Source organism: Mesorhizobium sp. RIZ17 (genome assembly GCF_051127865.1).
GTDB classification, from domain to species: Bacteria; Pseudomonadota; Alphaproteobacteria; order Rhizobiales; family Rhizobiaceae; genus Mesorhizobium; species Mesorhizobium humile.
Map to the genome: position 1 here is coordinate 177,986 of NZ_CP147861.1, position 21,225 is coordinate 199,210.

Here is a 21,225-nt window from a genome sequence, read left to right on the forward strand (position 1 = left end):
GTAAGCCCAACGGACCATCTTCCCATCGCTCTGCGAGACGATCATGGCCGCTCTCACAAATCACACCGCAGCAAAGACGGTCAACAAGGTTCTTACGCATGTCTCCTGTCGTCCGGTCTGTCTCCAGCGATGAAGCCCTTCCGAAGGCAGTGGACGCTGTGGTCGTAGGCGCAGGAATCGTCGGCACCGCCTCCGCCTATTTTCTTGCAAAGCGTGGGCTCTCCGTAGCGCTGCTCGAGAAAGGCCACGTCGCATGTGAGCAATCGAGCCGCACCTGGGGCTGGTGTCGGCAGCAGAACCGCGATCCTCGCGAAATGCCTCTGTCGCTCATTTCCATGCGGCTGTGGGCCAATCTGGCGACCGATATAGGACAGGATCTGGGCTTCCGCCGCACAGGCCTCATCTACACGACGGATGATGCCGCGATGCTGGCTGGCTGGGAAGCCTGGAGGCCAACGGCGAGAGAGTTCGGCGTCGAAACCCATATGCTGAGTGCGGCTGAAGCCGGAAACCGAATTCCGGAAACAAGACGCAAATGGGTCGGTGGATTGCACTCTGTCGCGGACGGCAAGGCCGAGCCCGCTATCGCCGCTCCGGCGCTAGCGGAAGGCGCCCGCGCGCTGGGCGCGACAATCCATCAGAACTGCGCCGCACGCGGTCTGGATGTCGCCAACGGCCGGGTAACAGGGATACATACCGAAAAGGGCTACATCCGTGCCGATGCCGTGCTGTGCGCCGCCGGTGCCTGGGCCTCTGGCTTCCTGGGTCGCCATGGAATCGTCTTCCCGCAGGCGAGCGTGCGGCAAACTGCGGTGCGCACGAAGCGGACGGTTAACGTCGGCGAGGTCCTCTATAGTCCCGATTTCGCGATGACCCGGCGGCTTGACGGCAGCTATACCATGGCGATCAGCGGCCGGGCCTCGCTGGAAGTGACGCCGCAGGGCATCCGCTTCGCCCGCGAGTTCCTGCCACAATTCATCAAGCGCCTAAAGGCGGTGCAGATGGGGTTCGGCAGGTCGTTTTTCGCCGGCCCCGAGTCCCTGGACGCCCTTTTGGGGAAGGATCCGAAGATTTTCGAGCGCAATCGCGTTCTCGATCCTGCTCCAAATCGACGGCTGGTCAATGCGATCATGGATAATGTGCGTGGCACATTTCCCCAACTGGCAGGCCTCGAAATCGATCACGCATGGGGTGCCTACGTCGACTGCACCCCTGACGCGGTGCCGGTGGTGTCCGGGATCGAAGAGTTGGGAGGGTTTTATCTGGCAGCGGGCTGCTCCGGTCACGGCTTCGGCCTTGGCCCAGGCCTAGGTTACCTTGCCGCGGAATTGATCACCAATGAGACGCCAAGCGTCGATCCGACTCCCTTCCAGCTCGCGCGACTGACCAATGGTTCGAAGATAAAGGTAGGGTCCCTCTGACGCCCCGCCCCAAGCGGCCGATCTTGCCAATATGCATAGCGCCAGCACGCCAGAATATCTTTCACTACCGAGAACGCGGAGATTGTTTGAAGCGGCTGCACCCCTGCCAATGGTGGAATGCTCCCACTGTCGAGTTCGCGATCACCACTAGTATGGCAATTGAGAATGTCTGCTTGGGGGACGCGACCTCAACAAACGATCAGAATGGGGTCAGTTGTCTGCCTCAACATCTTCGTAACTGGCGCACGTACGACCAATAAGTGGTTGGTCAGAAATAGGGGGTTCGAGTCCACCTTGTGGGGCCAATTGAGAAAAATGGCATAAAAATCAGCCACTTAGGTGGTCGTTTTGGTGGGCCCGGAGGAAACGTTTTATTTAGCGATTTCAATTACTTATGGGAAAAATACCGTAACTCGATGCCGTAGTTCGTTGGGATGCATTGGGACTTATGAGAACCCTAAAAGCGCCCTATTCCATTAACTTGTACCAATCTCTAATTGCCAGCTTCAGTCGGATGGCCTCTTCCTCAGGTAGAAAATTACAATGAGCAATCGGCCCTCGCACTAGGTTTAGCCTGTTAATAACTCGCAGAACGCGATTCCGCGATGCATTCGAGAACATTCCAGAGAACACGTCCCAATTCTCTCTGACGATTTCCCCCAACTCCCGAAAGTCGTATAGTCGATCAACCGATCCGAGCGAGGCGGCAGGCCCTCAGCCGCCTCACGGTCGTAGTTCTTTTGAGCGTTCTCACGGACCACTTGCGGCACGGCTTCGATCCACCATTGCCTTCCCTTGCTGTCAGCCATCGTGGACTCAATAAGGTCACGCATATCATTCTCAAGCGCGTAAAAAAGCTTGTAGAACTCGCTCATCCGCTCTGCATCGGCCAAGGTCTCAAAATCAACTTGGCGCAGGTAGTCAGCCACCAGCGAATCGGCCTGAGTTTCTAATGCTCCCCTCGCACTGCCAATGCGCTGATTTGCAAAGACTGAGCGCAGATTATGCGTCACAACTGCATTCTTTAGGATGAAAAGCTCGATATCCCGCTCGCTGCTCATCGGAGAAGATTATCTCTCAAGCTCTTGAAAATCGCATTAAAAACAGCGATATTTTCAGTTTCAGGCAACACAATATTAATCTGATACGACAAACCGATACCAATATCACGACCTGGACGGCCTGTTACTTCTGATGCAGGCAACGATTCAAAAATAGATTCATCATTTGTACTTTCTGAAACCTTTGATATATCGGCAGTGATAAAGCTTCTAATCGCATCAAAACTTCCATACATCATCCTAACAATCTGGTCACTTTTCTTTAACCCAGTAATTTCTACAATTGTGTCCTTCACCGAATTCTCATCCGCTCGATGTATGTACTCATTGCGGCGGAAAAGTTCCGAGAAAGCGTTCTTCAATCCATCAAAAGCTGCTTGGCTACGGCCGCCATCAGTTTTAAATTTGGAATATAGTATCGTGGGCGTTCCGTCAGCACCAATAAATTGCGTCTTCTTCAGAAACGGTGGCACTGCGCGGGCCGCACCTCCTGTCATTTTCAGGATGGTCGTCATATAGCTTGCACCGAACTTTTCCGGGCGCTCAGCAAGAATTATGGAGTCCAGCGCTTTTTTCAGCACCCCAGGGGACACCATGTAAGGAATGCCCCCTTAATCTCACGACGCTCTGTTTTTTCGTCGCCAGTTTTGTTGTTTCCAATCGAACTCTCGCCGCCTTCCTTAGCTGCGCTTGCGATCTTACCGTCATCTGTCATCGGATTTCCCCTCTATGACTTATAACATAATCCGGTCTATTACTTTCGCAAGGCAGTGCGATCCGGCACTTTCACTACCGGTCGATTCGCTTAAAGGGGACTTGCAGCGGACCTATCTGCCTGCCGTATAGTTTCTGCCCAAGCGCCCGATGTGGTTCCGCTGTAAGGACTCGAACCCGCAACGCACGACGCGAACAAAATCAATAACTTATTGGAATCATTAGCCGATTAATCGTTGACTTTCGAATCTTACGGTATTTTTGATGTCGCTACCGTATCAAATACCGTAGTTCGCGCTTGGCTGCATTGTCAGAACAAATTCCTCATCATTGATTTCATTGGGTTTTTTAGCTTTCAACTGACATTGAGTTGATAGCTAAGTCATTGATTTTATTATGCTTTTTTAATTTGGTGGGCCCGGAGGGACTCGAACCCCCAACCAAGCGGTTATGAGCCGCCGGCTCTAACCATTGAGCTACAGGCCCCACGCGGGCTGGCTTAGTGTTTTTCGCTCGTCTGCACAAGGCTTTCAAAGGTTCTGGCGGGAACCGTCAAAATCAGCCCATATTCGCTGCGTAGAGCGGCTTGCGCCCATAAGGCGCGTGAACAGGTCCAGGCCCATGCACCGCATCGCAGGGAATCGGCGCCTTTGCGGGGTCGAGTGAGATGCGGCGCGGGTGCTGCGGACTGCAGACTTCGAGGAGTTTTCATGACCAGACATCTTTTGCCCATCGCGCTCGCTGCCGCGGTCGCGTTCCCGGCGCTTGCACGCGCCGCCGACACCCAGCCCCCGCCCCGCATCATCGTGTCCGGCGAAGGCGAAGCAACCGTGGCGCCCGACATGGCGATTCTTTCGCTCAGCGTCATGCGCGAGGCCAAGAGCGCGCGCGAAGCGCTCGATGCCAACAACGACGCCATGGCGGCGGTGATCGCGGCGATGAAATCCGCAGGCATCGCCGACCGCGACCTGCAGACCGCCGGCATCCAGATCAACCCGCGCTACAATTACACCAACAAGGCCGACGGCAGCCAGGAAGCCGAGCTCGTCGCCTATCAGGTGACCAACACGCTGTCGGTGCGCGTGCGCAATATCGACAAGACGGGCGAGATCCTCGACAAGGCGGTGTCGCTCGGCGTCAATCAAGGTGGCGGCATCACCTTCACCAATGACGATCCGAAGGCGACGATCACCGAGGCGCGCAAGAAGGCCGTCGCCGACGCGATGGCCAAGGCAAAGACGCTCGCTGAAGCTGCCGGCGTTAGCCTGGGCAAGGTGCTCGAGATCACCGACCAGAATGTCGCGCCGGTGCCGATGCCGATGGCAGCCAAGTCGTTCGATGCGGCCCGTTCGGCCGTGCCGGTGCAAGCCGGCGAGAATTCCTACAACGTCCAGGTCGCGGTCACCTTCGAGCTGAAGTGACATCCGGCCGGCGTCGCAAGGCATGCCGTTAATAAAAAGCCCCGGAGGATCGATCCTCCGGGGCTTTTTGGAGCCGCGCCTCATTTGAGGGGCTCCGCTAAGAGGCGATCCTCGCAGAGGATCGTCCTTCCAGCTCATCGATGCTTTGGGATTGATCTTCGCAGAAGATCATATCCAGCGGCAATCCTCTTTGAGGATCAGCTCCAGTCTCAGCGATAGATGATCGGGCAGCCGCGCTCGTTGGCGAACACCACCACGACACGGTCGCCATACTGGCGGCCGGCCACCTTCACGGTACGGCGGCTCATGTCGACGATGCGCGCGCGATCGAGACCCATGCGCTCGGCCTTGTCGAGGGCGCGTTCCGGCGAGCAGCCGCGCCAGTCGCGGTCGCGGTTACGGCGCCAGTCACGGCGATAGCCGTCGTCGTCGCCGGTGTAGATGCCGAAACGCGGGTCGTGCCTGTCCCCGAAACCGAGATAGAGGCTGTCCGCATGCGCCGGGATGGCGGCCAAAGTGCCAAGCCCGACAAGGGCCGAAAGGGCTGCCGTCTTGATCGTGTTGAACATCGTCTTCTCTCCTTGTTGTGGGCTGTCGCCCGTAGAACCAATGATTGGAAAATGCCTTTTTGTGTCTGAACTTTCCGCGAACCGGCCATTCATGCTCGGTTCATATAAGCGCGAACCCGCCAGGGTTCGTCGCTCGTCTAAGCGCGAACCCGCCAGGGTTCGTCGCTCGTCTAAGCGCGAACCCGCCAGGGTTCGTCGCTCGTCTAAGCGCGAACCCGCCAGGGTTCGTCGCTCATCGCCAAAAACGCCACCCCCCTCAGGGCCTAAGCGCGAACCCGCCAGGGTTCGTCGCCCGTCTAAGCGCGAACCCGCCAGGGTTCGTCGCTCATCGCCAAAAACGCCACCCCCCTCAGGGCCTAAGCGCGAACCCGCCAGGGTTCGTCGCCCGCCTAAGCGCGAACCCGCCAGGGTTCGTCGCCCGCCTAAGCGCGAACCCGCCAGGGTTCGTCGCCCGTCTAAGCGCGAACCCGCCAGGGTTCGTCGCCCGTCTAAGCGCGAACCCGCCAGGGTTCGTCGCCCGTAGTGCTTAAACGCGAACTCACCACGGTTCGTCCTTAAACGCGGACGGCTCAGCCTTGGTCATCAATATGCGTTGCGAACCGGTTACGATTCGGCGCCAGACGTGAACCCGTCAGGGCTCGTCATCCAGATGCAAACCCGTCAGGGTTCGTCGTCCAGTATATAATCAAAGTAGTCATCCGGGTCGGCCAGATCGGTCTCCTTGGCCTTCACACGGCCCCGGATTGAAATGCCGGCATCGTGCACAGTCTCGGCGCTCCCCGAAACAAGCCTGTGCCACCAGTAGAGATCATGTCCCTCGGCAATAAGCCGGTAGGCGCAGGTCTTTGGCAGCCAGGTGATGGTGCGCACATTCTGCGGCGTCAGGCCGACGCAATCGGGCACCCGCGCCAGGCGGTTGGCATAGTCGGAGCAACGGCAGTTCTGCGCGTCGAACAGCCTGCAGCCGACGCTTGTCCAGAAGATCTCGCCCGTATCCTCGTCCTCGAGCTTCGACAGGCAACATTTGCCGCAGCCGTCGCAAAGCGATTCCCATTCGGCCGGGGTCATCGCCTCAAGCGTCTTGGTTTTCCAGAACGGTGCGGTCATTTTGCTGGATTTGGCCCTCCGCGGCCTTCCGGTCAAGCGCTGCTGTGACGCTGACCCCGTATCAACATTAGAAAAACACGAAATTGCCTTCAAAACGCCGGTCGGGCATCCTTGGCTGGCGCCAATGCCTGACGGAACCAATTGCGGTTGATGAAAGTTTGGGCAGGGATGGGACCCCACTAGGAGAAAATTGATATGAAACGCCAACCACGGATTCTGGCGGGCACGGCAATCGGCCTGCTGATGGCATCCGCGCCGTTGGGCGCGTACCCGCTGCAGGGGGGTGTCGCTTCGGGCAGCCTGTATGGCGCGCCACTCATTCTCGCGCAGGCCGCCTGCGCCGAAGGCCAGTCGGCCGAGGAATGCGCCCAAGCCGGCAGCGGCCAGCAGGGGGAACAGCCGCGCAAAAAGAAGCGCGACCAGCAGCAGCAAAGCGAATCGGCGCCGGCAGCCGAACAGGCCGCGCCTGCCGAGACCGAGCAGAAACCGCGCAAGAAACGGCAAGACCAGCAACAGATGGATAATGGTCAGTCCGGGGAAGCCGCGCCCGCCGAGCAGCAACTCAAGCCGCGTAAGAAGCACGACCAGCAGCAGCAGACCGAGGCGGCGCCCGCCGACCAGGGCGGCCAGCCCGCGACCGACGAGCAGCCGATCAAGCCGCGCAAGAAGCGCGATCAGCAGCAGCAGATCGAGGCGGCCCCCGCCGATCAGGGCGGCCAGCCTGCGACCGACGAGCAGCAGCCGCGCAAGAAGAAGCGCAACCAGCAGCAGATCGAATCGGCGCCGGCTGAACAGCCCGCGCAGCAGATCGCGCCCGCCGCGAACGACCAGCAACAGGGCGACCAGCAGCAAGGCAACCAGGGCCGCAAGAAGCGCAAGCACGATCAACAGCAGAGCGAACCGGCCGGGCAGGCCGGCGAGCAGGCTGCGCCGACCGAACAGACCGCCCCTGCCAATGATAACCAGCAGGGCGGCAACCAGTTCAAGAAGAAGCACAAGCAGAACCAGCAGAACGAGACCGCTCCGGCAGGACAGACACCGACCGAGCAGACCCAGAAGACCGCGCCGGCAGGCGAACCCGTGCAGCAGGCGCAACCGTTGCAGAATGGCGAGCAGCCGGCTCAGGGCGAACAGACCCTGGACAAGAAGAAGCGCGGCAAGAAGCCGACTGCCGAACAGCCGGCAAATGGTGAACAGCCCGCAACCGGCGAGCAGCCTGCAATTGGCGAGCAACCAAAGATCGGCGAGCAAACAAAGACTGGCCGTAAGCCCCTCACCGGCGAGCAGCAACCTGCCACCGGCGAACAGCCAGCCACCGGCAACCAGCCCGCCAACAATAACCAACCGGCCGCCGGCGGCAACGCCGCGCAGGGCGAAACCGCCAACCCGAACGAGGCTCCGGTTCTGGATAGCCAGAAAGATGCCGTGCGCAAGCACCGGGGCCGCAACGACAACGGCCAGAACGGCGGTGCCCAGACCGGTGGCGCTCAAACCGAAAATGGCCAGGCCGGCAATGGCCAGAACGCCAATCGGGCCGGACAGCAGCAGGGTGGCGAGCAGGCGCAGCAGCCTGCCCCGGTCGATCAGGGCCCGCCGCCCACCGACGACAAGACGGCGCAGCAGGCGATCCAGCCTGAAAAGATCGCTCCTGTGACCGAGGAAAAGGGCAAGCGCGTCGAACTCACGCCGCAGGACGTTGTCCGCGAGCGCCGGCGGCCGCAGGGTGCTGACGTGGTCAAGCAACTCGGAGACCGCGTGATCCTCCAGTTCAACAACCAGACATTCGTGGAAAGCAACGAGGCACCTCGCATTACGCGCGGCGCCAGAGACGTCTACTACGAGGATCTTTCGGGCGGCCGAACCCGTGAAATCGTGGAGCGCGACAACGGCGTCAGGATCGTCACCATCCGCAACCGAAACGGCGATGTCGTCAGGCGTTCGCGCATCATGCCGGACGGCCGCGAATATGTGCTGAGCTATGTCGACGAGCGTTATTACAATGACGTCGACGAGTGGCGCGATCCTGGTGACGACCTGCCGCCGATGCGGCTCGACATACCCCGCCGGGACTACATCCTCGATTCCGAGGACGTCCAGAGTGACGACGACTACTACACCTTCCTCGAGCAGCCGCCGGTGGAGAGGGTGCAGCGTCTATACTCGATCGACGAGGTGAAGCGGTCGGCCCGCGTGCGCGATATCGCCCGGCGTATCGACCTCGACACGCTGAACTTCGACTTCGGCTCGGCCACCATCTCCGACACCGAGGTGCAGAAGCTCGATGGCGTCGCCAACGCGATCGAAAAACTGCTCAAGAAGAACCCGGCCGAGACCTTCCTGATCGAAGGCCACACCGACGCCGTCGGCACGCCGGAGGCAAACCTCGCCCTCTCGGACCGCCGCGCCGAGGCAGTCGCCGAGGCATTGACCAACGCCTTTGGCATCCCGGCCGAGAACCTCACCACGCAAGGCTATGGCGAGGAATACCTCAAGGTGAACACACCCGGCCCGAACCGGGAGAACCGTCGTGTCGCGATCCGCCGCATCACCTCGCTGGTGGCGCCGGTGGCGAGCAACAGCGAGCAGTGATGCACGTTTGATTTCAAAAGCTTGATCGGATTTTTGGAATCAGCGCGAAAAGCCAAGGCCCGTCCCTCACAGGACGGGCCTTTTGTTGTCCGGCTCAAGAAGATTTGTTCCGGTTATCCCGCTAACTCATTGAATTGCCGCATTACGACACCCAAATTTTCTTCAGGGCGTTCCCTGCCCTGTCCCGACTCCAGCGGGACACACTGAGCCCCGCCGGGCCCCTCCCCGGCGGGGTTTTTTGTCTTGAAAACGGGGGCTACCTGACCGAAATACGGCCCAGAGCAATTCCAGGAAAAGTGCGAAGCGGTTTTCCGTTCGGAATTGCGTCAAAACAAAAGAGATAGAGCGGTTCGCCGTTTCCGTGAAACGGTGAACCGCTCTATCGCAATTTGACCGGAACCCTTTATGAAGCGTCTCGAACTCGCCATCGAATCCGTCATCCTGGCCTCGCGCTGGCTGCTGGTGGTCTTCTATCTCGGGCTCGGCGTGGCGCTGGCGACCTACGCGCTGTCTTTTGGCAAGAAGCTCTATGAGTTCATCATGAGCGCCTTCACGCTCGGCGACACCGACACGATCCTGAAGATGCTGGGGCTGATCGACGCCGCACTTGTCGCCTCGCTGGTGGTGATGGTCATCATCTCGGGCTACGAGAATTTCGTCAGCCGTTTCGACGAGCAGGACGGCGAGGTCCATTGGCTGGGAACGATCGATGTCGGCTCGCTGAAGGTCAAGGTCGCCTCGACCATCGTCGCGATCTCGTCCATCCACCTTTTGCAGGTGTTCCTCAACCACGCTTCCTACACGAGCGATCAGCTCATGTGGCTGACCGTCATGCATCTGGCCTTCGTCTTCTCGGCGCTTATGCTCGCCTATATCGACCGGGTGATGGCGTTGGCGAAGGGCAAGAAGGCCGAGGCGGAATAGATCCGCTCCTTTCAGTAGATGTTCCTGATGTTGGTGTCGGTCCTCGCAAACACTTCGTCCGGTACGAAGAAATCGCCTGCCAGTTGCCCCTTGGCGCCGGGCGCATAGATCGAAAAGTCCGCGACGCCTTCGGCACGCAGCACCTCTTCATCGATATAGAAATTGCCGGTCGCCTCGCGCGATGGGCGCAGGAAGATCGTGTGCGCGGCGTCGGCCATGATGTCGGGCGAGCGGCTCATCGCCGCGACCGTGGCGCCACCCAGCAAATTGCGCACGGCGGCCGTGTCGATGGTCGAGATCGGCCATAGCGAATTGACGGCAATGCCGTCCTTGGCAAACTCGGCGCTCATGCCAAGCGTGCACATCGACATGCCGAACTTGGCCATCGTGTAGGCGACGTGGTTCTTGAACCACTTGGCCTTCATGTCGAGCGGCGGCGCCAGATTCAGGATGTGAGGATTCTTTGCCAACTTAAGGTGCGGAATGCACATTTTGGAGACCAGGAAGGTGCCGCGCGTGTTGATCTGGTGCATCAGGTCGTAGCGCTTCATGTCGGTCTCCAGCGTGCCGGTGAGCTGAATGGCGCTGGCATTGTTGACGCAGATGTCGATGCCGCCGAACCGTTCGACCGTCTTGGCCACCGCCTCGGCGACCTGCGCCTCGTCGCGAATGTCGCAAAGCACCGGCAGCGCCTTGCCGCCGGCCTGTTCGATCTCCTCGGCCGCGCTGTAGATCGTGCCCGGCAGCTTCGGATGCGGCTCGACGGTCTTGGCCGCGATCGTCACATTGGCGCCGTCGCGCGCCGCGCGCAGCGCGATCGCCAGCCCGATGCCGCGCGATCCGCCCGAGATGAACAGCGTCTTTCCGTTGAGCGACATCCTTCGCCTCCTCCTCAATGTGCAGGCAAATTGCGCGGCGTACGGCCGTGGCGCAAGACCCAAGGAGCCAATCGGAGATTACGCTGCGTCGTGCGGGAGAGGCCTAGACCAGAACTAGCCCTTGCCGCATGGCGATTGCGATGGCGTCGGTCCGGTTGGCGGCGCCGAGTTTGATCAGGATGGCGGCGACGTGGAACTTTGCCGTGTGGACGGAAATGTTGAGCCGCCGGGCGATGACCTTGTTCGGCGCACCTTCGGCCAGCAGCGCCAGCACTTCGGCCTCCCGCGGCGACAGAGCCGGACGAGGCTGGTTGTCGTCAGGCGTCTCTTCCCCGGCAAGCTCGTCATCATGGAAATCGTCATGCAGGACCTTGGACGGCGGCGCCTTGCCGACGCGGTAGCCTGAGGCCGCCAATCGCGCCGCGGCGGCGATCAGCAGGCCATCTGCGGAGGTGGGCAGCACGGCCAGCACATTGTCCGCCGCCCGCTCGCTGCCCACACGCCTAGAAAGCAGGACTATGGGCGTGGCCGAACTGACGACCCGGCTTTCGAGGCCAGCTTCATCGGCGATGGCGACATCCGCCATCTGGCCGACGCCGCTTCCGGCCAATGCGGGCGCCAGATCGTCGCTCGCGGCCAGCGCATCGGCAAGCTGCTCGGCCCGCTGGGCATCGGCGAGCGCGACGAGCACCGTCAGCCGGTGGCTTGCCGGCTCTGGTCTCGCGATCGTTTGTGCTGCGCTGCTTGCCATCGGCCCTCTCAGCTCAGCGGCTTCTCGCCGATGGTGATCGACACGTCGCGCTCAGCGCCGCCGCTCGAAACGCCGAGCGTCACGGTGGTGCCGGCGCTGTCCGGTCCGAGCTTGCGGATCAGCTCGCGCGGGCCATGTACCGCCTCGCCGTTCCAGGCGACGACGATGTCGCCGACATGCAGGCCGGCGGCCTTGGCCGGGCCGTTATCGTCGAGGCTCATCACCATGGCGCCTTTCGTGTCGCCGTTGCGGATCGGATGCAGCCCGGCGCCGAGATAGCCGCGCGCGACATGGCCCTTCTCGCGCAGCGTCGCGACAGCACGCTCGATGGTCTCGTAAGGCATGACCAGCGCGCGCCGGCGCGGCCCGAACAGAAGCATGCCGATCAGGCCGCCCTTGGGGTCGAGCACCGGCCCGCCCTCGAAGCGCCCGCCGGTGTTGATGGCGAGGTTGATGCGCCGGTCGATCGTGCCGCCGCGCATCGAGCGCCAGGCCGGCCCGACCTCGCCGACCGTGCCGAACACCGCAAGCGCGGCGCCATCACTGTTGCCGGCGGCGATCGCGATATGGCCGGGCCGCACGGCGCCGGCCTGAGCCAGCTGTGGCAAACCGGCAGTGGCGGAAGCCGGCTTCAGCAGGGCCACGCCCGTTGAGGGATCGCGGCCGACAAGCTCTGCCTTCATGGCTTCACCGGAGGCCAGCGTCAATTCGATCTCCTCGCCGGCTTCAACCGCTTCCTCGGCGGTGACGAAGAAGCCGTCGCTCCAATGGAAGGCGCTCGCGGTGCGGTGGTGGTGCGTGACGAAGCTCGCCACTGCCGGAGCAGCAGCCGCCGCGACATCGGCGATCGCGTCGGAAAAGGCACTGAGGTTGAAGTCGCTCATAAGACTGTCTCCTGGGTTCGGTGACCCAGATATCGCTCCGGAACGCCGACGGGGGTACTCGCCTGACGGCTAGTCGCCTGCCGGACTGGCCATATGGTCAGGTCGCGGCAATCGCGACCGCTCCGCACATATAGTGATCATTTTCGCCAGATCACACGGGAGCCCGCCGATGGCCTTCGCCGCCGAAAAACTCCAATCCGACGACGCTCTGCTCGATGCCTATTCGTCTAGTGTCGCCGACGCCGTCGACCGCATCGGACCGGCGGTCTGCCGCATCGAGCGCATCGGCGCCGGCGGTCACGGCTCCGGCTTTGTCATCGCGCAGGATGGGCTGGTCGTCACCAATTTCCATGTCGTCGGCGATGCGCGCGCCGTGCGCGTGACGATGCCGGACGGCGCTTCGCGCGAAGGCCAGGTGCTCGGCCGCGATCCCGACACCGACATCGCGCTCGTTCGTGCCGACGGCAGCTTCGCCGACATCGCGCCGCTCGGCGATTCCAAGCGCCTGCGCCGCGGCCAGATCGCGATCGCGATCGGCAATCCGCTCGGCTTCGAATGGACCGTCACCGCCGGCGTCGTCTCCGCGCTCGGCCGCTCGATGCGCGCTTCGACCGGCCGGCTGATCGACGACGTCATCCAGACCGATGCCGCGCTTAATCCCGGCAATTCGGGCGGACCGCTGGTGTCGTCTGCCGGCGAGGTGATCGGCGTCAACACTGCCATGATCCATGGCGCGCAGGGCATCGCCTTTGCGGTCGCCTCCAACACCGCCAACTTCGTCATCTCGGAAATCATCCGCTTCGGCCGCGTGCGCCGCGCCTTCATCGGCGTCTCCGCCGACACGACCAACCTGCCGCGCCGGGCGGCACTCCTGTCGCAGGTGACCACGAACACGGCGGTGCGCCTGCGCAGCGTCGAGAAGAACGGTCCCGCGGCCAAGGCCGGCCTGAAGGAAGGCGACATCATCGCGGCAATAGACGGCCGGCCGGTGACCGGCGTCGACGACCTCGTGCGCATGCTCGATGCCGAGCGTATCGGTCGCGAGACGCTGTGCACCGTCGTGCGGCGTACCGGCGTCAGCCAGGTGGCGGTGATGCCGGTGGCGCGGGCGAACTGAGAGCCCTCGCGCGGCTCAGTTGCCGGCCGCACCTTCCGCGTACTGCGCTAAAAATTCCTCGCTTGGCGCAATCGGCTTGATGACGTCGATCAGCACGCCGTTGGGATCCCTGGTGATGAAATGGCGCTGGCCGAAGGGCTCGTCGCGGATCGTGCGCAGGATCGGCAAGCCTGCGGCAACAACCCGCTCATAGACAGCGTCGGGATCGCGCACCTCGAAATTGATCAGCAGGCCGGATGCGCGACCCCGCCCCTCCTCCGGGATTGTCTCATGGTCGCCCTGGACGATGCCGAGATTGACGCGCCTGTCCTCGCTGGAGCGCAGATGGACATACCAGTCGCTCTCGAACAGCGGCGCGAAGCGGAAATGCTCGACATAGAAATCCGCGGTGCCTGCGACATCGCCGGTCATCAGCACTGGATAATAGCTTGTCGTCTTCATCTTTCTTTCTCCCCTCATCCAACATACAGTCTGTATGTAAGTTTAAATAACATACAGGCTGCATGTATGCAACATGGATCCGGACGTCGGTCCAACCGCGACCGCACCGAGGCGACGCGCGCCGATCTGATCCGCGCGGCGCGAAAGCTGTTTACGGAAAAATCCTATGCCGAGACCGGCACGCCGGAGATCGTCGCCGAGGCCGGAGTGACGCGGGGCGCGCTCTACCATCACTTTGCCGACAAGCAGGCGCTGTTCGCGGCGGTCGTCGAACAGGAGGCGGCGGCCGTGGCGGCGGAGATCGACCAAGCCTCCCCGCCCTCGCTCTCCGCGCGCGACGCGCTGATCGCCGGATCGGATGCCTATCTGGCTGCAATGCGCGCGCCCGGCCGCACGCGTCTCCTATTGCTTGACGGGCCGGCGGTGCTCGGACGCGCGGCCATGGACGAGATCGACAACCGCCATGGCAACCGCTCGCTGCGCGAAGGCTTGGTGGCCGCAATGCGCGCGCAGGCGATGACCAGATTGCCGGCCGAGGCGCTGACCGCGCTGCTGGCGGCCGCCTTCGACCGGGCGGCTTTGGCCATCGAGGCCGGCGCGTCCGCCGCGGATTACCGCGCGGTGCTGATCGCGCTCATGGACGGCTTGTCTCCGGCCCCTCCTCGGTCCACACGCCCGGCTCCATCTCGTTGAAGCAGCCGAGTTGCCGCTTGAACTCGTCGATCAGCCAGGATGCCGCCGGCTTAGGGCTGCGGTCGGCCCGGTGCATGGCATAGAGCGGCGAGCGCACCTCGCGATAGGGCTCAAGATCGAGTTCGACCAGCCGGCCGCTGGCAAGGTCGTCGGCGATCAGCCAGCGCGGCAGGCCGCCCCAGCCAAGGCCTTCGCGCATCAAGGCATGCTTGGTGCGCACATCCGTCAATCGCCAGGTCCGATAGGCAAACACGCCATAGTCGCGCCCACGCGTCCGCTCCGATTGGTCGGTGACGACGAGCTGGGTATGCTCGCGCAGGTCCTCGACGGCCACCGGCTTCGGCAGCTTGGCCAAGGGATGGCCCGGCGCCGCGGCCGGCACCAGCGAGATGAAGCCGATGCGCAGCAGATTGACGTCGGCATCGCCTTGCAAGCCGCCGAAGCCAAGATCCGACTGGCCGCTGACGACCTGGTCGATGATCAGGCCGAGCGAGCCGATATAAAGCCGCAGCGTCACCGCCGGGAACTGGGCTTCGAAGGCCTTGAGCACGCGCACCAGCGCGGGTGAAGGCAGCGCCACGTCGACCGAAACCGCCACCTCCGCCTCCAGCCCTTGCCGGTAACCGTCGGCGCGCGAACGGATACGCTGTAGCACGCCGATCATGCGCCGCGCATCCTCCAGCATCGCCTTGCCGACATCGGTCAGTTGCGGCTCGCGCACACCTTCGCGTTCGAACAGTTTCAGGCCGAGCTGTGCTTCGAGATTGGCGATGCCGTAGCTCACCACCGACTGCGCCCGGTTGAGCTTGCGGCCCGCGGCCGAGAAGCTGCCGGTATCGGCCACCGCCACCAGGATTTGGAGCTGATCCAATGTCGGATTCGGTTGCATGCTCATATCATCCATTTTATTGATGGATTGTATACATATTATACCAGTTATCCTGATAGAGCGGCAATCCCATATTGGCGGGGAAAGTTCAATCCAACCCCAAGGGGACACCGCCATGTCTATTCTTCTCGTTACGTCCAGCCCGCGCGGCGACGCTTCGCACTCGACCCGCGTCGCCACCGATCTTGCCCAGAAGCTCGTTGCCGCCGATCCGTCGAACACGCTCGTCGTGCGCGATCTGGTCGCCAATCCGCTGCCGCATATCGATCCTGATTACGCCACCGGCATCTATACGCCCGCCGAGGCCCGCACCGCGCGCCAGGCCGAGGTCGTCGGCGTTTCCGACGCCGTGCTCGACGAGGTTTTCGCCGCCGACACCGTGATCCTCGCCACCGGCTTCATCAACTTCAACATCTCATCGACGTTGAAGTCGTGGGTCGACCACGTCGCCCGCTCGGGCAAGAGCTTTGCTTATGGCGAAGGCGGTCCGAAGGGCCTCGTCAACGGCAAGAAGGTCTATATCGTGCTCGCTTCCGGCGGCATCTATTCGGAAGGCGCCGCAGTGCAGATGGACCATGCGGTCCCCTACCTGCGCAGCGTGCTCGGCTTCCTCGGCATGACCGACGTAGAAGTCATCCGCGTCGAGGGCGTCGGCATGGGCGCTGACGCCGTCACCGCAGCCCTTGCCAAGGCCACCGCCAAGGTCGACGCGATCGCGGCCGCCACCGCCGCCGTCGCGGCCTGACCGCCAACGCCGGAAAATGAGATAGGCAGGCGCCCGCCAGCGCCTGCCTCTTTTTGCGTCTGGTCTTTCTATTGCCCTTCCTAAGTGGGGAGCACCACGGGCGGATGGCGGTCCTCGCGCAGGATTAGTCCCAGGCTGTCATCCAGCGCCAGCTTCATGGCGCCGAGCGCGGTTCCGACATCTTCCAGCGTGCTGACGGCGATCGGCGTCGGCGCAATAAAAAAGCTGGAACGACTTTTTCTCCCCGCTGGTCCTGATCACGTCCGACAATTTGAAGACACTGCCGCAAGGGCTGACCGTGTTCGTCGGCGAATTCACCACCGACTGGGGGTGCTGTTCACCGGGCTGACACTGGCGGCGCTGCCGATTACGCTGCTCTACATCGTGCTGTCGAAGCAGTTCATCTCCGGCATCACGCAAGGCGCGGTCAAATAGGCGGGCCGTCAAACAAGACGCGGTCACAGCGAGTCAGGGCATCAAATGGCGAACCAGAACAAGATCATCATCACCTGCGCGGTAACGGGTTCGATCCACACCCCGTCAATGTCGCCGCATCTGCCGGTGACGGCCGAGGAGATCGCGACCGCGGCCATCGAGGCGGCCGAGGCGGGTGCGGCGATCGTCCACCTCCATGCCCGTAATCCGGTCGACGGACGCCCCGACCAGTCGACCGAGGCCTTCGCGCCTTTCCTGCAGGTCATCAAGCAGCGCTCCAATTGCGTCGTCAACATCACCACCGGGGGCGCCGCGACGATGAGCGTGGAGGAACGCGTCAGGCCGGCGAAGGTGTTCGCTCCGGAAGTCGCGTCGCTCAACATGGGGTCGATGAATTTCGCGCTGTTCCCGATGCTGGAGCGCTTCAAGACCTTTGAGCATGATTGGGAGCGGCCCTATCTCGAATCCTCGCGCGACCGCATCTTCCGCAACACCTTTGGCGACATCGAGCACATTTTGCGCACCTGCGCCGACAACGGTACGCGCTTCGAGATCGAGTGCTACGACATCGGCCATCTCTACACGCTGGCGCATTTTGTCGACCAGGGCCTGGTCAAGGCGCCGTTCTTCGTCCAGAGCGTGTTCGGCATCCTCGGCGGCATCGGCACGCATCCGGAAGACGTCGCGCATATGAAGCGCACGGCCGACCGCCTGTTCGGCAACGACTACCACTGGTCGGTGCTGGGCGCCGGCCGCCATCAATTGCCGATCGCCACGCAGGCTATCGCGCTGGGCGGCAATGTGCGGGTCGGCCTCGAGGACTCGCTGTGGATCGGCAAGGGCAAGCTCGCCCGCTCCAGCGCCGAGCAGGTGACCAAGGTGCGCCAGATCATCGAAGGCCTCGGCGCCTCGATCGCCACGCCCGACGAGGCGCGCCAAATCCTGCAGCTCAAGGGCGGCGACAAGGTCGCGTTCTGAGCGAGATGAAAGGGCAACGAGCCGCCGTGATGGCTAGCCGAACATCCGCTCGCCCTGCTCGTCGACCAGTTGGATGCCCTTCTTGATCGATATGTCGACGGCGTCGTCCAGTCCGGCGAAGCGGTCGGCGCGGATGAAGCGGTGCTCTTTCATCACGCCGTCCACTTCCTTCGAGACGACGCCGCAGGTCTGGTACTGGCCTTCGGCCTTGTAGGGCGTCGCGCTGATCAGGAATCCCTTGTGTTCGACCTGCTTGGCCGGCTTGGTGGAACCGGTCTCCGTCGCCTCGCTACTGCCGCCGCCAAAAAGCTTTTTCAGAAAAGACATTTTTCAAAACTCCCATTCACGCGGGCGCCCGAGGATTCACGGCGCCCCTGTTCATTCGGACTTTGTCTCAGCATGCGCGAATGCGCCGCCGTGTTCCAGCCCCTTGACGAAAACGCCAACCAGGAGCTCGATCTGATGCCAGATCTCCTCGGCCTGCCTGCTGTTCGAATTCGCCACATAGCCGCTGGTCACGATGCCATGCACGCTTGACCACAAGGTTCGGGCAGCAAGCGCGCGGCGGTCGTCGTCGAGGTCGAAATCGCCTGCCTTGAGCACGCCGGCGACGATGTCGAAGAGTGCGTCCAGCAGCGCGTCATAGGCATCCGGGCCGGGTTGCGTCGCGCGGCGGCGGTTGAAGGCAAGCACCGCCGGCCAACTGCCGGGATGCGCCTCGACGAAACGCACATAGGAGGCGGCCATCGCCAGGATGCGGTGCCGGACATCGGTCACCCCTTGCCTTTCGAGATCGGCCATCGCGGCGATGCCTGTCGCGCCGAGCCGGTCGAGCAGCCGCATGTTGACGGCGCGATGCACCTCGTCGAGATCGGCGAACAGGTTGTAGACGGATCCGACCGAGATACCGGCCTGCTCGGCGATGGTGCGCGCTTTCAGGTTTTCGGCGCCGCCCTCGTTGAGCAGCGCCTCGGCAATGGCGAGCACCTTCTCGCTCATCTCTTCCTTGTCCAGCGCCATGCTCTTTCCTGTCCTTATGTCCGGAGCCGGCAAGCCCCGGTCCCGGATTCATTCCCGCGTTTACCATGTCCGGCACCTCATGAACAGCGTTCAAAATAATTCTTGAACAATGTTCATTTCATGTTATGTTGACTTCGTGAACATTGTTCACAACAACAGGGAGAAGACCATGCTTAGCCTGATCAAGACATTGCTGGACGGCGCCAGCGCACGGGCCGAGGACAATCTGAAAGACCGCTTCGCCATCGACCTCCTGGCCCAGCACATCCGCGACGCAGAGGCGGGCCTCGCCGCCGCCAAGCAGACGCTCGCCTCGCTGATCGTGCGCCAGCGCTCCGAGCAGACCAGCCTCGACCAGCTCGACCGCCGCATCGCCGACCTGGAGACCCGCACGCTCAGCGCGCTTTCGGCCAACAACCAGGCGCTTGCCGAAGGCGGCGCTTCGGCGATCGCCGAGCTCGAGAACGAGCGCGAGGTCCGCCGCGCCACCGTCAAGAGCCTCGGCGAGAAGACCTTGCGGATGCGTCTGTCCGTGGAGCAGGCGCATCGCCGCATCATCGATCTCAACCAGGGCATGATTTCCGCCAGGGCGATCGATGCCGAACGCAAGGCGCAGTCGCGCCTCAACCGCTCGATCGGCCGCACCGCCAGCATCAACGAGGCGGAGGAACTGCTCGCCCGCATCAAGGACAGCTCCGACCCGTTCGAGGAGGCCGGCATCCTCGATGAGATCGACGGCGAGCTGCGCCATGAGGCGATCCGCGAGCGCCTCGCCGAAGCGGGCCACGGACCGGCCACCAAGGTGCGCGCCGAGCACGTCCTGGCACGCCTGAAATCGCTGAACTGAACCCGCAATTTCCCCAGACAGATCAAATCAGATCAAACCGAAGGAACGCTACGATGAACGGCAATCAGACCTACATCCTGTTCAACACCGTGTCGGTGGGCGCCGCCTATTTCATGCTCGGCCTGTCGCTGTGGCTGGCCCCGGTCGACCTCTCGACCAAGGGCTACTGGGCGATGGGCGTGCTCTTGCTCACCGGCAGCCTGGTGAACCTGGTCAAGTACCGCACCGACGAGCGGATCGCGGCCGAGACCACCGCCAAGATCGAGAAGGCGCGCAACGAGAAGCTGATCAGCGAATATGTCGGCAAGGAATAATCCCCTGCCCGATCTCTGACTGAACGCAAGAGGCCCGGATCACTCCGGGCTTCTTGGCTTTCCAAATCAAATGCCTTAGAGCAATTCCAGGAAAGGTGTGAGCGGTTTTCCGTCCGGAATTGCGTAAAAAAAAAGGGATAGAGCGGTTCGCCGTTTCCGTGAAACGGTGAAACGCTCTAGCGGCGCGACAGCGCCTCGATCGCCTCGGCGGCGTCTTCGAGGATGCTGATTGCCTCGGCCTGCTTGTCTTCCGGCGCGTCGGCGATGTCGCCAAGCGCGGCGCGCAGCCGATGGCGCAGCGCCCGGAACCGGTCGCGCGTTTCCGAACGGCCGCGGCGCCCCTCGTCCTTGTCATCGCCCCAGCCGAACCACTCGCGCGCCGCGGCCATCTTGCGGCCGAAACGCTCGAGATGCTCGAGCACGCTGTCGATCATCTCGCGGTTCTCCTCGAGATGCGCCTTGCCGGCCTCGGTGATCGAAAACACCTTCTTGTTGCCTTCGCTGGACGATACCGCGTAGCCCGCCTCCTCCAGGAAGGTCAGGGTCGGATAGACCACGCCCGGGCTCGGGCTATAGATGCCGCTGGTGCGCTCTTCCAAGGCCTTGATGATGTCGTAGCCGTGGCGCGGCGCATCGGCCAGCAGCGACAGCGTGATCAGCTTGAGATCGCCGTCGGCCAGCATGCGCCCGGCGCGGAACATGTCGCCCGGGCCGCCGCGTCCGCCGCCCCTGCCGCCATGGCCGAAGGGGCCGAAGCCGCCGCCACCGCGGCCACCGAATTTGCCGGCCATATGCATGAACATGCGCTCGCCGAAGTGGTTGTGTCTGTGCATGGATTGCTCCCTGAGTTATATCTTACGATACATCGTAAGTAAGGCGCACCGTTCGCGGAGTCAAGATATATCTTACGATGTATCGCAGGCTGCACCAAGACCCGTCGCATGTCGCGGTGATGCGAGAGGCGGAGCCGCCTACCAACGGCCCTTGCGCCGATTCCAGGCGTAGAGAAGGTCCGCGAAACGGTTATAGGCAAAGCGCGTGAGCGGCAGCGCGACGGGGTTGCCGAACAAGCTCGCCAGCCATGCCTCGCCCGGCGTGATCCGCCAGACCGCGATCGCCACGTCGGCGCCGACCAGCAACCGTCCGCCGGCATCGGTCGCGTGCAGCCGCCGGCGAATATCCTCGAGCGAGGCGCCAAAGGCGGAGAGCGCCTCAGGTTCGAAATTGATGTCGCGGAATTCCACGCGGCCGGCCTTGACCGCTTCGACCAGCCGCCGCCTCTGGTGGTTGATGCCGGCATCGCACACCGGACAGCGTGTGTTGTACCAGACGGTGAGCAAAGGCTTCGGCATGGCGCGACTATCGGGAATGCGGCGCGGCTTCGCAACAGCCACGCCGATCCCTAAAGCATGTCTCCCGAAAGTGGT

General features: G+C 62.4%; 24 protein-coding genes and 1 tRNA gene. 11 read left to right on the top strand and 14 right to left on the bottom strand.

Features of this window, described 5'->3' with window-relative positions; genetic code table 11:
- Positions 1 to 98 precede the first annotated feature (98 nt).
- Positions 99 to 1,421: an NAD(P)/FAD-dependent oxidoreductase gene (locus tag WDX12_RS00905; protein ID WP_434723622.1), complete on the top strand. Its 1,323-nt coding sequence runs from the start codon at positions 99 to 101 to the stop codon at positions 1,419 to 1,421.
- Positions 1,422 to 1,990: 569 nt separating this feature from the next.
- Here the strand turns inward: WDX12_RS00905 and WDX12_RS00910 are convergent.
- The 3 genes from WDX12_RS00910 to WDX12_RS00920 form a co-directional block, all read right to left on the bottom strand.
- Positions 1,991 to 2,482, bottom strand: coding sequence for a hypothetical protein (locus tag WDX12_RS00910; RefSeq protein ID WP_434723623.1), 492 nt, complete (start codon positions 2,480 to 2,482; stop codon positions 1,991 to 1,993).
- Complete coding sequence (locus tag WDX12_RS00915; protein ID WP_434723624.1) at positions 2,479 to 3,063, bottom strand: DUF5343 domain-containing protein; 585 nt, start codon at positions 3,061 to 3,063, stop codon at positions 2,479 to 2,481. Before WDX12_RS00915 ends, WDX12_RS00910 begins: the two co-directional genes overlap by 4 nt.
- 543 nt (positions 3,064 to 3,606) lie before the next feature.
- A tRNA-Ile gene (locus tag WDX12_RS00920) sits at positions 3,607 to 3,682 on the bottom strand.
- Positions 3,683 to 3,906: 224 nt separating this feature from the next.
- Here WDX12_RS00920 and WDX12_RS00925 point away from each other — a divergent pair.
- On the top strand, positions 3,907 to 4,617 hold the full coding sequence (locus WDX12_RS00925; protein ID WP_320293512.1) for an SIMPL domain-containing protein: 711 nt from the start codon (positions 3,907 to 3,909) through the stop codon (positions 4,615 to 4,617).
- Between the two features lie 209 nt (positions 4,618 to 4,826).
- On the opposite strand, the gene WDX12_RS00930 is transcribed toward WDX12_RS00925, so the two are convergent.
- Positions 4,827 to 5,186, bottom strand: coding sequence for a hypothetical protein (locus WDX12_RS00930; protein WP_434723625.1), 360 nt, complete (start codon positions 5,184 to 5,186; stop codon positions 4,827 to 4,829).
- 660 nt (positions 5,187 to 5,846) lie between these two features.
- The gene (locus WDX12_RS00935; protein WP_434723626.1) at positions 5,847 to 6,293 is read right to left on the bottom strand and encodes a YcgN family cysteine cluster protein; all 447 of its coding nucleotides are present in this window, start codon (positions 6,291 to 6,293) and stop codon (positions 5,847 to 5,849) included.
- 195 nt (positions 6,294 to 6,488) lie between these two features.
- Here WDX12_RS00935 and WDX12_RS00940 point away from each other — a divergent pair, with 195 nt between their 5' ends.
- Both WDX12_RS00940 and WDX12_RS00945 read left to right on the top strand, forming a co-directional pair.
- Positions 6,489 to 8,882, top strand: coding sequence for an OmpA family protein (locus WDX12_RS00940; RefSeq protein ID WP_434723627.1), 2,394 nt, complete (start codon positions 6,489 to 6,491; stop codon positions 8,880 to 8,882).
- 405 nt (positions 8,883 to 9,287) lie between these two features.
- Entirely contained in the window at positions 9,288 to 9,806 is a 519-nt protein-coding gene (locus WDX12_RS00945; RefSeq protein ID WP_320293508.1) for a TIGR00645 family protein, read from the top strand.
- 11 nt (positions 9,807 to 9,817) lie between these two features.
- Here the strand turns inward: WDX12_RS00945 and WDX12_RS00950 are convergent, their stop codons facing one another.
- The 3 genes from WDX12_RS00950 to WDX12_RS00960 all read right to left on the bottom strand — a co-directional run bounded on the left by WDX12_RS00950 (position 9,818) and on the right by WDX12_RS00960 (position 12,319).
- Positions 9,818 to 10,684, bottom strand: a complete 867-nt coding sequence (locus WDX12_RS00950) for an SDR family oxidoreductase (RefSeq protein ID WP_434723628.1) — start codon at positions 10,682 to 10,684, stop codon at positions 9,818 to 9,820.
- 103 nt (positions 10,685 to 10,787) lie between these two features.
- The gene (locus tag WDX12_RS00955) at positions 10,788 to 11,435 is read right to left on the bottom strand and encodes a response regulator transcription factor (RefSeq protein WP_434723629.1); all 648 of its coding nucleotides are present in this window, start codon (positions 11,433 to 11,435) and stop codon (positions 10,788 to 10,790) included.
- An 8-nt stretch (positions 11,436 to 11,443) separates the two neighbouring features.
- The gene (locus WDX12_RS00960; protein ID WP_434723630.1) at positions 11,444 to 12,319 is read right to left on the bottom strand and encodes a S1C family serine protease; all 876 of its coding nucleotides are present in this window, start codon (positions 12,317 to 12,319) and stop codon (positions 11,444 to 11,446) included.
- Positions 12,320 to 12,488: 169 nt separating this feature from the next.
- Here WDX12_RS00960 and WDX12_RS00965 point away from each other — a divergent pair, with 169 nt between their 5' ends.
- Entirely contained in the window at positions 12,489 to 13,436 is a 948-nt protein-coding gene (locus tag WDX12_RS00965; protein WP_434723631.1) for a S1C family serine protease, read from the top strand.
- A 15-nt stretch (positions 13,437 to 13,451) separates the two neighbouring features.
- On the opposite strand, the gene WDX12_RS00970 is transcribed toward WDX12_RS00965, so the two are convergent.
- A complete protein-coding gene (locus WDX12_RS00970) occupies positions 13,452 to 13,877 on the bottom strand; it encodes a VOC family protein (protein ID WP_434723632.1) in 426 nt (141 codons plus the stop codon).
- A gap of 66 nt (positions 13,878 to 13,943) precedes the next feature.
- Between WDX12_RS00970 and WDX12_RS00975 the strand changes: the two genes are divergently transcribed.
- A complete protein-coding gene (locus WDX12_RS00975) occupies positions 13,944 to 14,570 on the top strand; it encodes a TetR/AcrR family transcriptional regulator (RefSeq protein ID WP_434723633.1) in 627 nt (208 codons plus the stop codon).
- On the opposite strand, the gene WDX12_RS00980 is transcribed toward WDX12_RS00975, so the two are convergent.
- Positions 14,512 to 15,459: a LysR family transcriptional regulator gene (locus tag WDX12_RS00980; protein WP_434723634.1), complete on the bottom strand. Its 948-nt coding sequence runs from the start codon at positions 15,457 to 15,459 to the stop codon at positions 14,512 to 14,514. The genes WDX12_RS00975 and WDX12_RS00980 overlap by 59 nt on opposite strands.
- Positions 15,460 to 15,574: 115 nt before the next feature.
- Here WDX12_RS00980 and WDX12_RS00985 point away from each other — a divergent pair, with 115 nt between their 5' ends.
- The 3 genes from WDX12_RS00985 to WDX12_RS00995 all read left to right on the top strand — a co-directional run bounded on the left by WDX12_RS00985 (position 15,575) and on the right by WDX12_RS00995 (position 17,617).
- On the top strand, positions 15,575 to 16,204 hold the full coding sequence (locus tag WDX12_RS00985; RefSeq protein ID WP_434723635.1) for an FMN-dependent NADH-azoreductase: 630 nt from the start codon (positions 15,575 to 15,577) through the stop codon (positions 16,202 to 16,204).
- Between the two features lie 156 nt (positions 16,205 to 16,360).
- Complete coding sequence (locus WDX12_RS00990) at positions 16,361 to 16,639, top strand: hypothetical protein (RefSeq protein WP_434723636.1); 279 nt, start codon at positions 16,361 to 16,363, stop codon at positions 16,637 to 16,639.
- A 45-nt stretch (positions 16,640 to 16,684) separates the two neighbouring features.
- Positions 16,685 to 17,617 carry a 3-keto-5-aminohexanoate cleavage protein gene (locus WDX12_RS00995; protein ID WP_320293498.1) on the top strand — a complete coding sequence of 311 codons (933 nt, stop codon included), beginning with the start codon at positions 16,685 to 16,687 and terminating at the stop codon, positions 17,615 to 17,617.
- Between the two features lie 33 nt (positions 17,618 to 17,650).
- Here the strand turns inward: WDX12_RS00995 and WDX12_RS01000 are convergent, their stop codons facing one another.
- Both WDX12_RS01000 and WDX12_RS01005 read right to left on the bottom strand, forming a co-directional pair.
- The gene (locus WDX12_RS01000; RefSeq protein ID WP_434723637.1) at positions 17,651 to 17,944 is read right to left on the bottom strand and encodes an HlyU family transcriptional regulator; all 294 of its coding nucleotides are present in this window, start codon (positions 17,942 to 17,944) and stop codon (positions 17,651 to 17,653) included.
- A gap of 51 nt (positions 17,945 to 17,995) precedes the next feature.
- Positions 17,996 to 18,637, bottom strand: coding sequence for a TetR/AcrR family transcriptional regulator (locus WDX12_RS01005; protein ID WP_434723638.1), 642 nt, complete (start codon positions 18,635 to 18,637; stop codon positions 17,996 to 17,998).
- A 169-nt stretch (positions 18,638 to 18,806) separates the two neighbouring features.
- On the opposite strand from WDX12_RS01005, the gene WDX12_RS01010 reads away from it, so the two are divergent.
- Both WDX12_RS01010 and WDX12_RS01015 read left to right on the top strand, forming a co-directional pair.
- Positions 18,807 to 19,484, top strand: a complete 678-nt coding sequence (locus tag WDX12_RS01010) for a PspA/IM30 family protein (RefSeq protein WP_434723639.1) — start codon at positions 18,807 to 18,809, stop codon at positions 19,482 to 19,484.
- Between the two features lie 53 nt (positions 19,485 to 19,537).
- Positions 19,538 to 19,798, top strand: coding sequence for a YiaA/YiaB family inner membrane protein (locus tag WDX12_RS01015; RefSeq protein ID WP_040996673.1), 261 nt, complete (start codon positions 19,538 to 19,540; stop codon positions 19,796 to 19,798).
- A 176-nt stretch (positions 19,799 to 19,974) separates the two neighbouring features.
- On the opposite strand, the gene WDX12_RS01020 is transcribed toward WDX12_RS01015, so the two are convergent.
- Positions 19,975 to 20,631, bottom strand: a complete 657-nt coding sequence (locus tag WDX12_RS01020) for a PadR family transcriptional regulator (protein WP_320293494.1) — start codon at positions 20,629 to 20,631, stop codon at positions 19,975 to 19,977.
- A 138-nt stretch (positions 20,632 to 20,769) separates the two neighbouring features.
- Positions 20,770 to 21,150 (bottom strand): thiol-disulfide oxidoreductase DCC family protein, encoded by a 381-nt coding sequence (locus WDX12_RS01025; RefSeq protein ID WP_434725754.1) that lies wholly within the window; start codon positions 21,148 to 21,150, stop codon positions 20,770 to 20,772.
- Positions 21,151 to 21,225 lie beyond the last annotated feature (75 nt).

What these genes read in the sequence shown, in the direction of transcription:
- WDX12_RS00905 (WP_434723622.1), top strand. Translation starts at nt 99, where the DNA reads ATGTCTCCTGTCGTCCGGTCTGTCTCCAGCGATGAAGCCCTTCCGAAG.
- WDX12_RS00910 (WP_434723623.1), bottom strand. Translation starts at nt 2,482, where the DNA reads ATGAGCAGCGAGCGGGATATCGAGCTTTTCATCCTAAAGAATGCAGTT.
- WDX12_RS00925 (WP_320293512.1), top strand. Translation starts at nt 3,907, where the DNA reads ATGACCAGACATCTTTTGCCCATCGCGCTCGCTGCCGCGGTCGCGTTC.
- WDX12_RS00930 (WP_434723625.1), bottom strand. Translation starts at nt 5,186, where the DNA reads ATGTTCAACACGATCAAGACGGCAGCCCTTTCGGCCCTTGTCGGGCTT.
- WDX12_RS00935 (WP_434723626.1), bottom strand. Translation starts at nt 6,293, where the DNA reads ATGACCGCACCGTTCTGGAAAACCAAGACGCTTGAGGCGATGACCCCG.
- WDX12_RS00940 (WP_434723627.1), top strand. Translation starts at nt 6,489, where the DNA reads ATGAAACGCCAACCACGGATTCTGGCGGGCACGGCAATCGGCCTGCTG.
- WDX12_RS00945 (WP_320293508.1), top strand. Translation starts at nt 9,288, where the DNA reads ATGAAGCGTCTCGAACTCGCCATCGAATCCGTCATCCTGGCCTCGCGC.
- WDX12_RS00950 (WP_434723628.1), bottom strand. Translation starts at nt 10,684, where the DNA reads ATGTCGCTCAACGGAAAGACGCTGTTCATCTCGGGCGGATCGCGCGGC.
- WDX12_RS00955 (WP_434723629.1), bottom strand. Translation starts at nt 11,435, where the DNA reads ATGGCAAGCAGCGCAGCACAAACGATCGCGAGACCAGAGCCGGCAAGC.
- WDX12_RS00960 (WP_434723630.1), bottom strand. Translation starts at nt 12,319, where the DNA reads ATGAGCGACTTCAACCTCAGTGCCTTTTCCGACGCGATCGCCGATGTC.
- WDX12_RS00965 (WP_434723631.1), top strand. Translation starts at nt 12,489, where the DNA reads ATGGCCTTCGCCGCCGAAAAACTCCAATCCGACGACGCTCTGCTCGAT.
- WDX12_RS00970 (WP_434723632.1), bottom strand. Translation starts at nt 13,877, where the DNA reads ATGAAGACGACAAGCTATTATCCAGTGCTGATGACCGGCGATGTCGCA.
- WDX12_RS00975 (WP_434723633.1), top strand. Translation starts at nt 13,944, where the DNA reads ATGCAACATGGATCCGGACGTCGGTCCAACCGCGACCGCACCGAGGCG.
- WDX12_RS00980 (WP_434723634.1), bottom strand. Translation starts at nt 15,459, where the DNA reads ATGCAACCGAATCCGACATTGGATCAGCTCCAAATCCTGGTGGCGGTG.
- WDX12_RS00985 (WP_434723635.1), top strand. Translation starts at nt 15,575, where the DNA reads ATGTCTATTCTTCTCGTTACGTCCAGCCCGCGCGGCGACGCTTCGCAC.
- WDX12_RS00990 (WP_434723636.1), top strand. Translation starts at nt 16,361, where the DNA reads ATGGCGCCGAGCGCGGTTCCGACATCTTCCAGCGTGCTGACGGCGATC.
- WDX12_RS00995 (WP_320293498.1), top strand. Translation starts at nt 16,685, where the DNA reads ATGGCGAACCAGAACAAGATCATCATCACCTGCGCGGTAACGGGTTCG.
- WDX12_RS01000 (WP_434723637.1), bottom strand. Translation starts at nt 17,944, where the DNA reads ATGTCTTTTCTGAAAAAGCTTTTTGGCGGCGGCAGTAGCGAGGCGACG.
- WDX12_RS01005 (WP_434723638.1), bottom strand. Translation starts at nt 18,637, where the DNA reads ATGGCGCTGGACAAGGAAGAGATGAGCGAGAAGGTGCTCGCCATTGCC.
- WDX12_RS01010 (WP_434723639.1), top strand. Translation starts at nt 18,807, where the DNA reads ATGCTTAGCCTGATCAAGACATTGCTGGACGGCGCCAGCGCACGGGCC.
- WDX12_RS01015 (WP_040996673.1), top strand. Translation starts at nt 19,538, where the DNA reads ATGAACGGCAATCAGACCTACATCCTGTTCAACACCGTGTCGGTGGGC.
- WDX12_RS01020 (WP_320293494.1), bottom strand. Translation starts at nt 20,631, where the DNA reads ATGCACAGACACAACCACTTCGGCGAGCGCATGTTCATGCATATGGCC.
- WDX12_RS01025 (WP_434725754.1), bottom strand. Translation starts at nt 21,150, where the DNA reads ATGCCGAAGCCTTTGCTCACCGTCTGGTACAACACACGCTGTCCGGTG.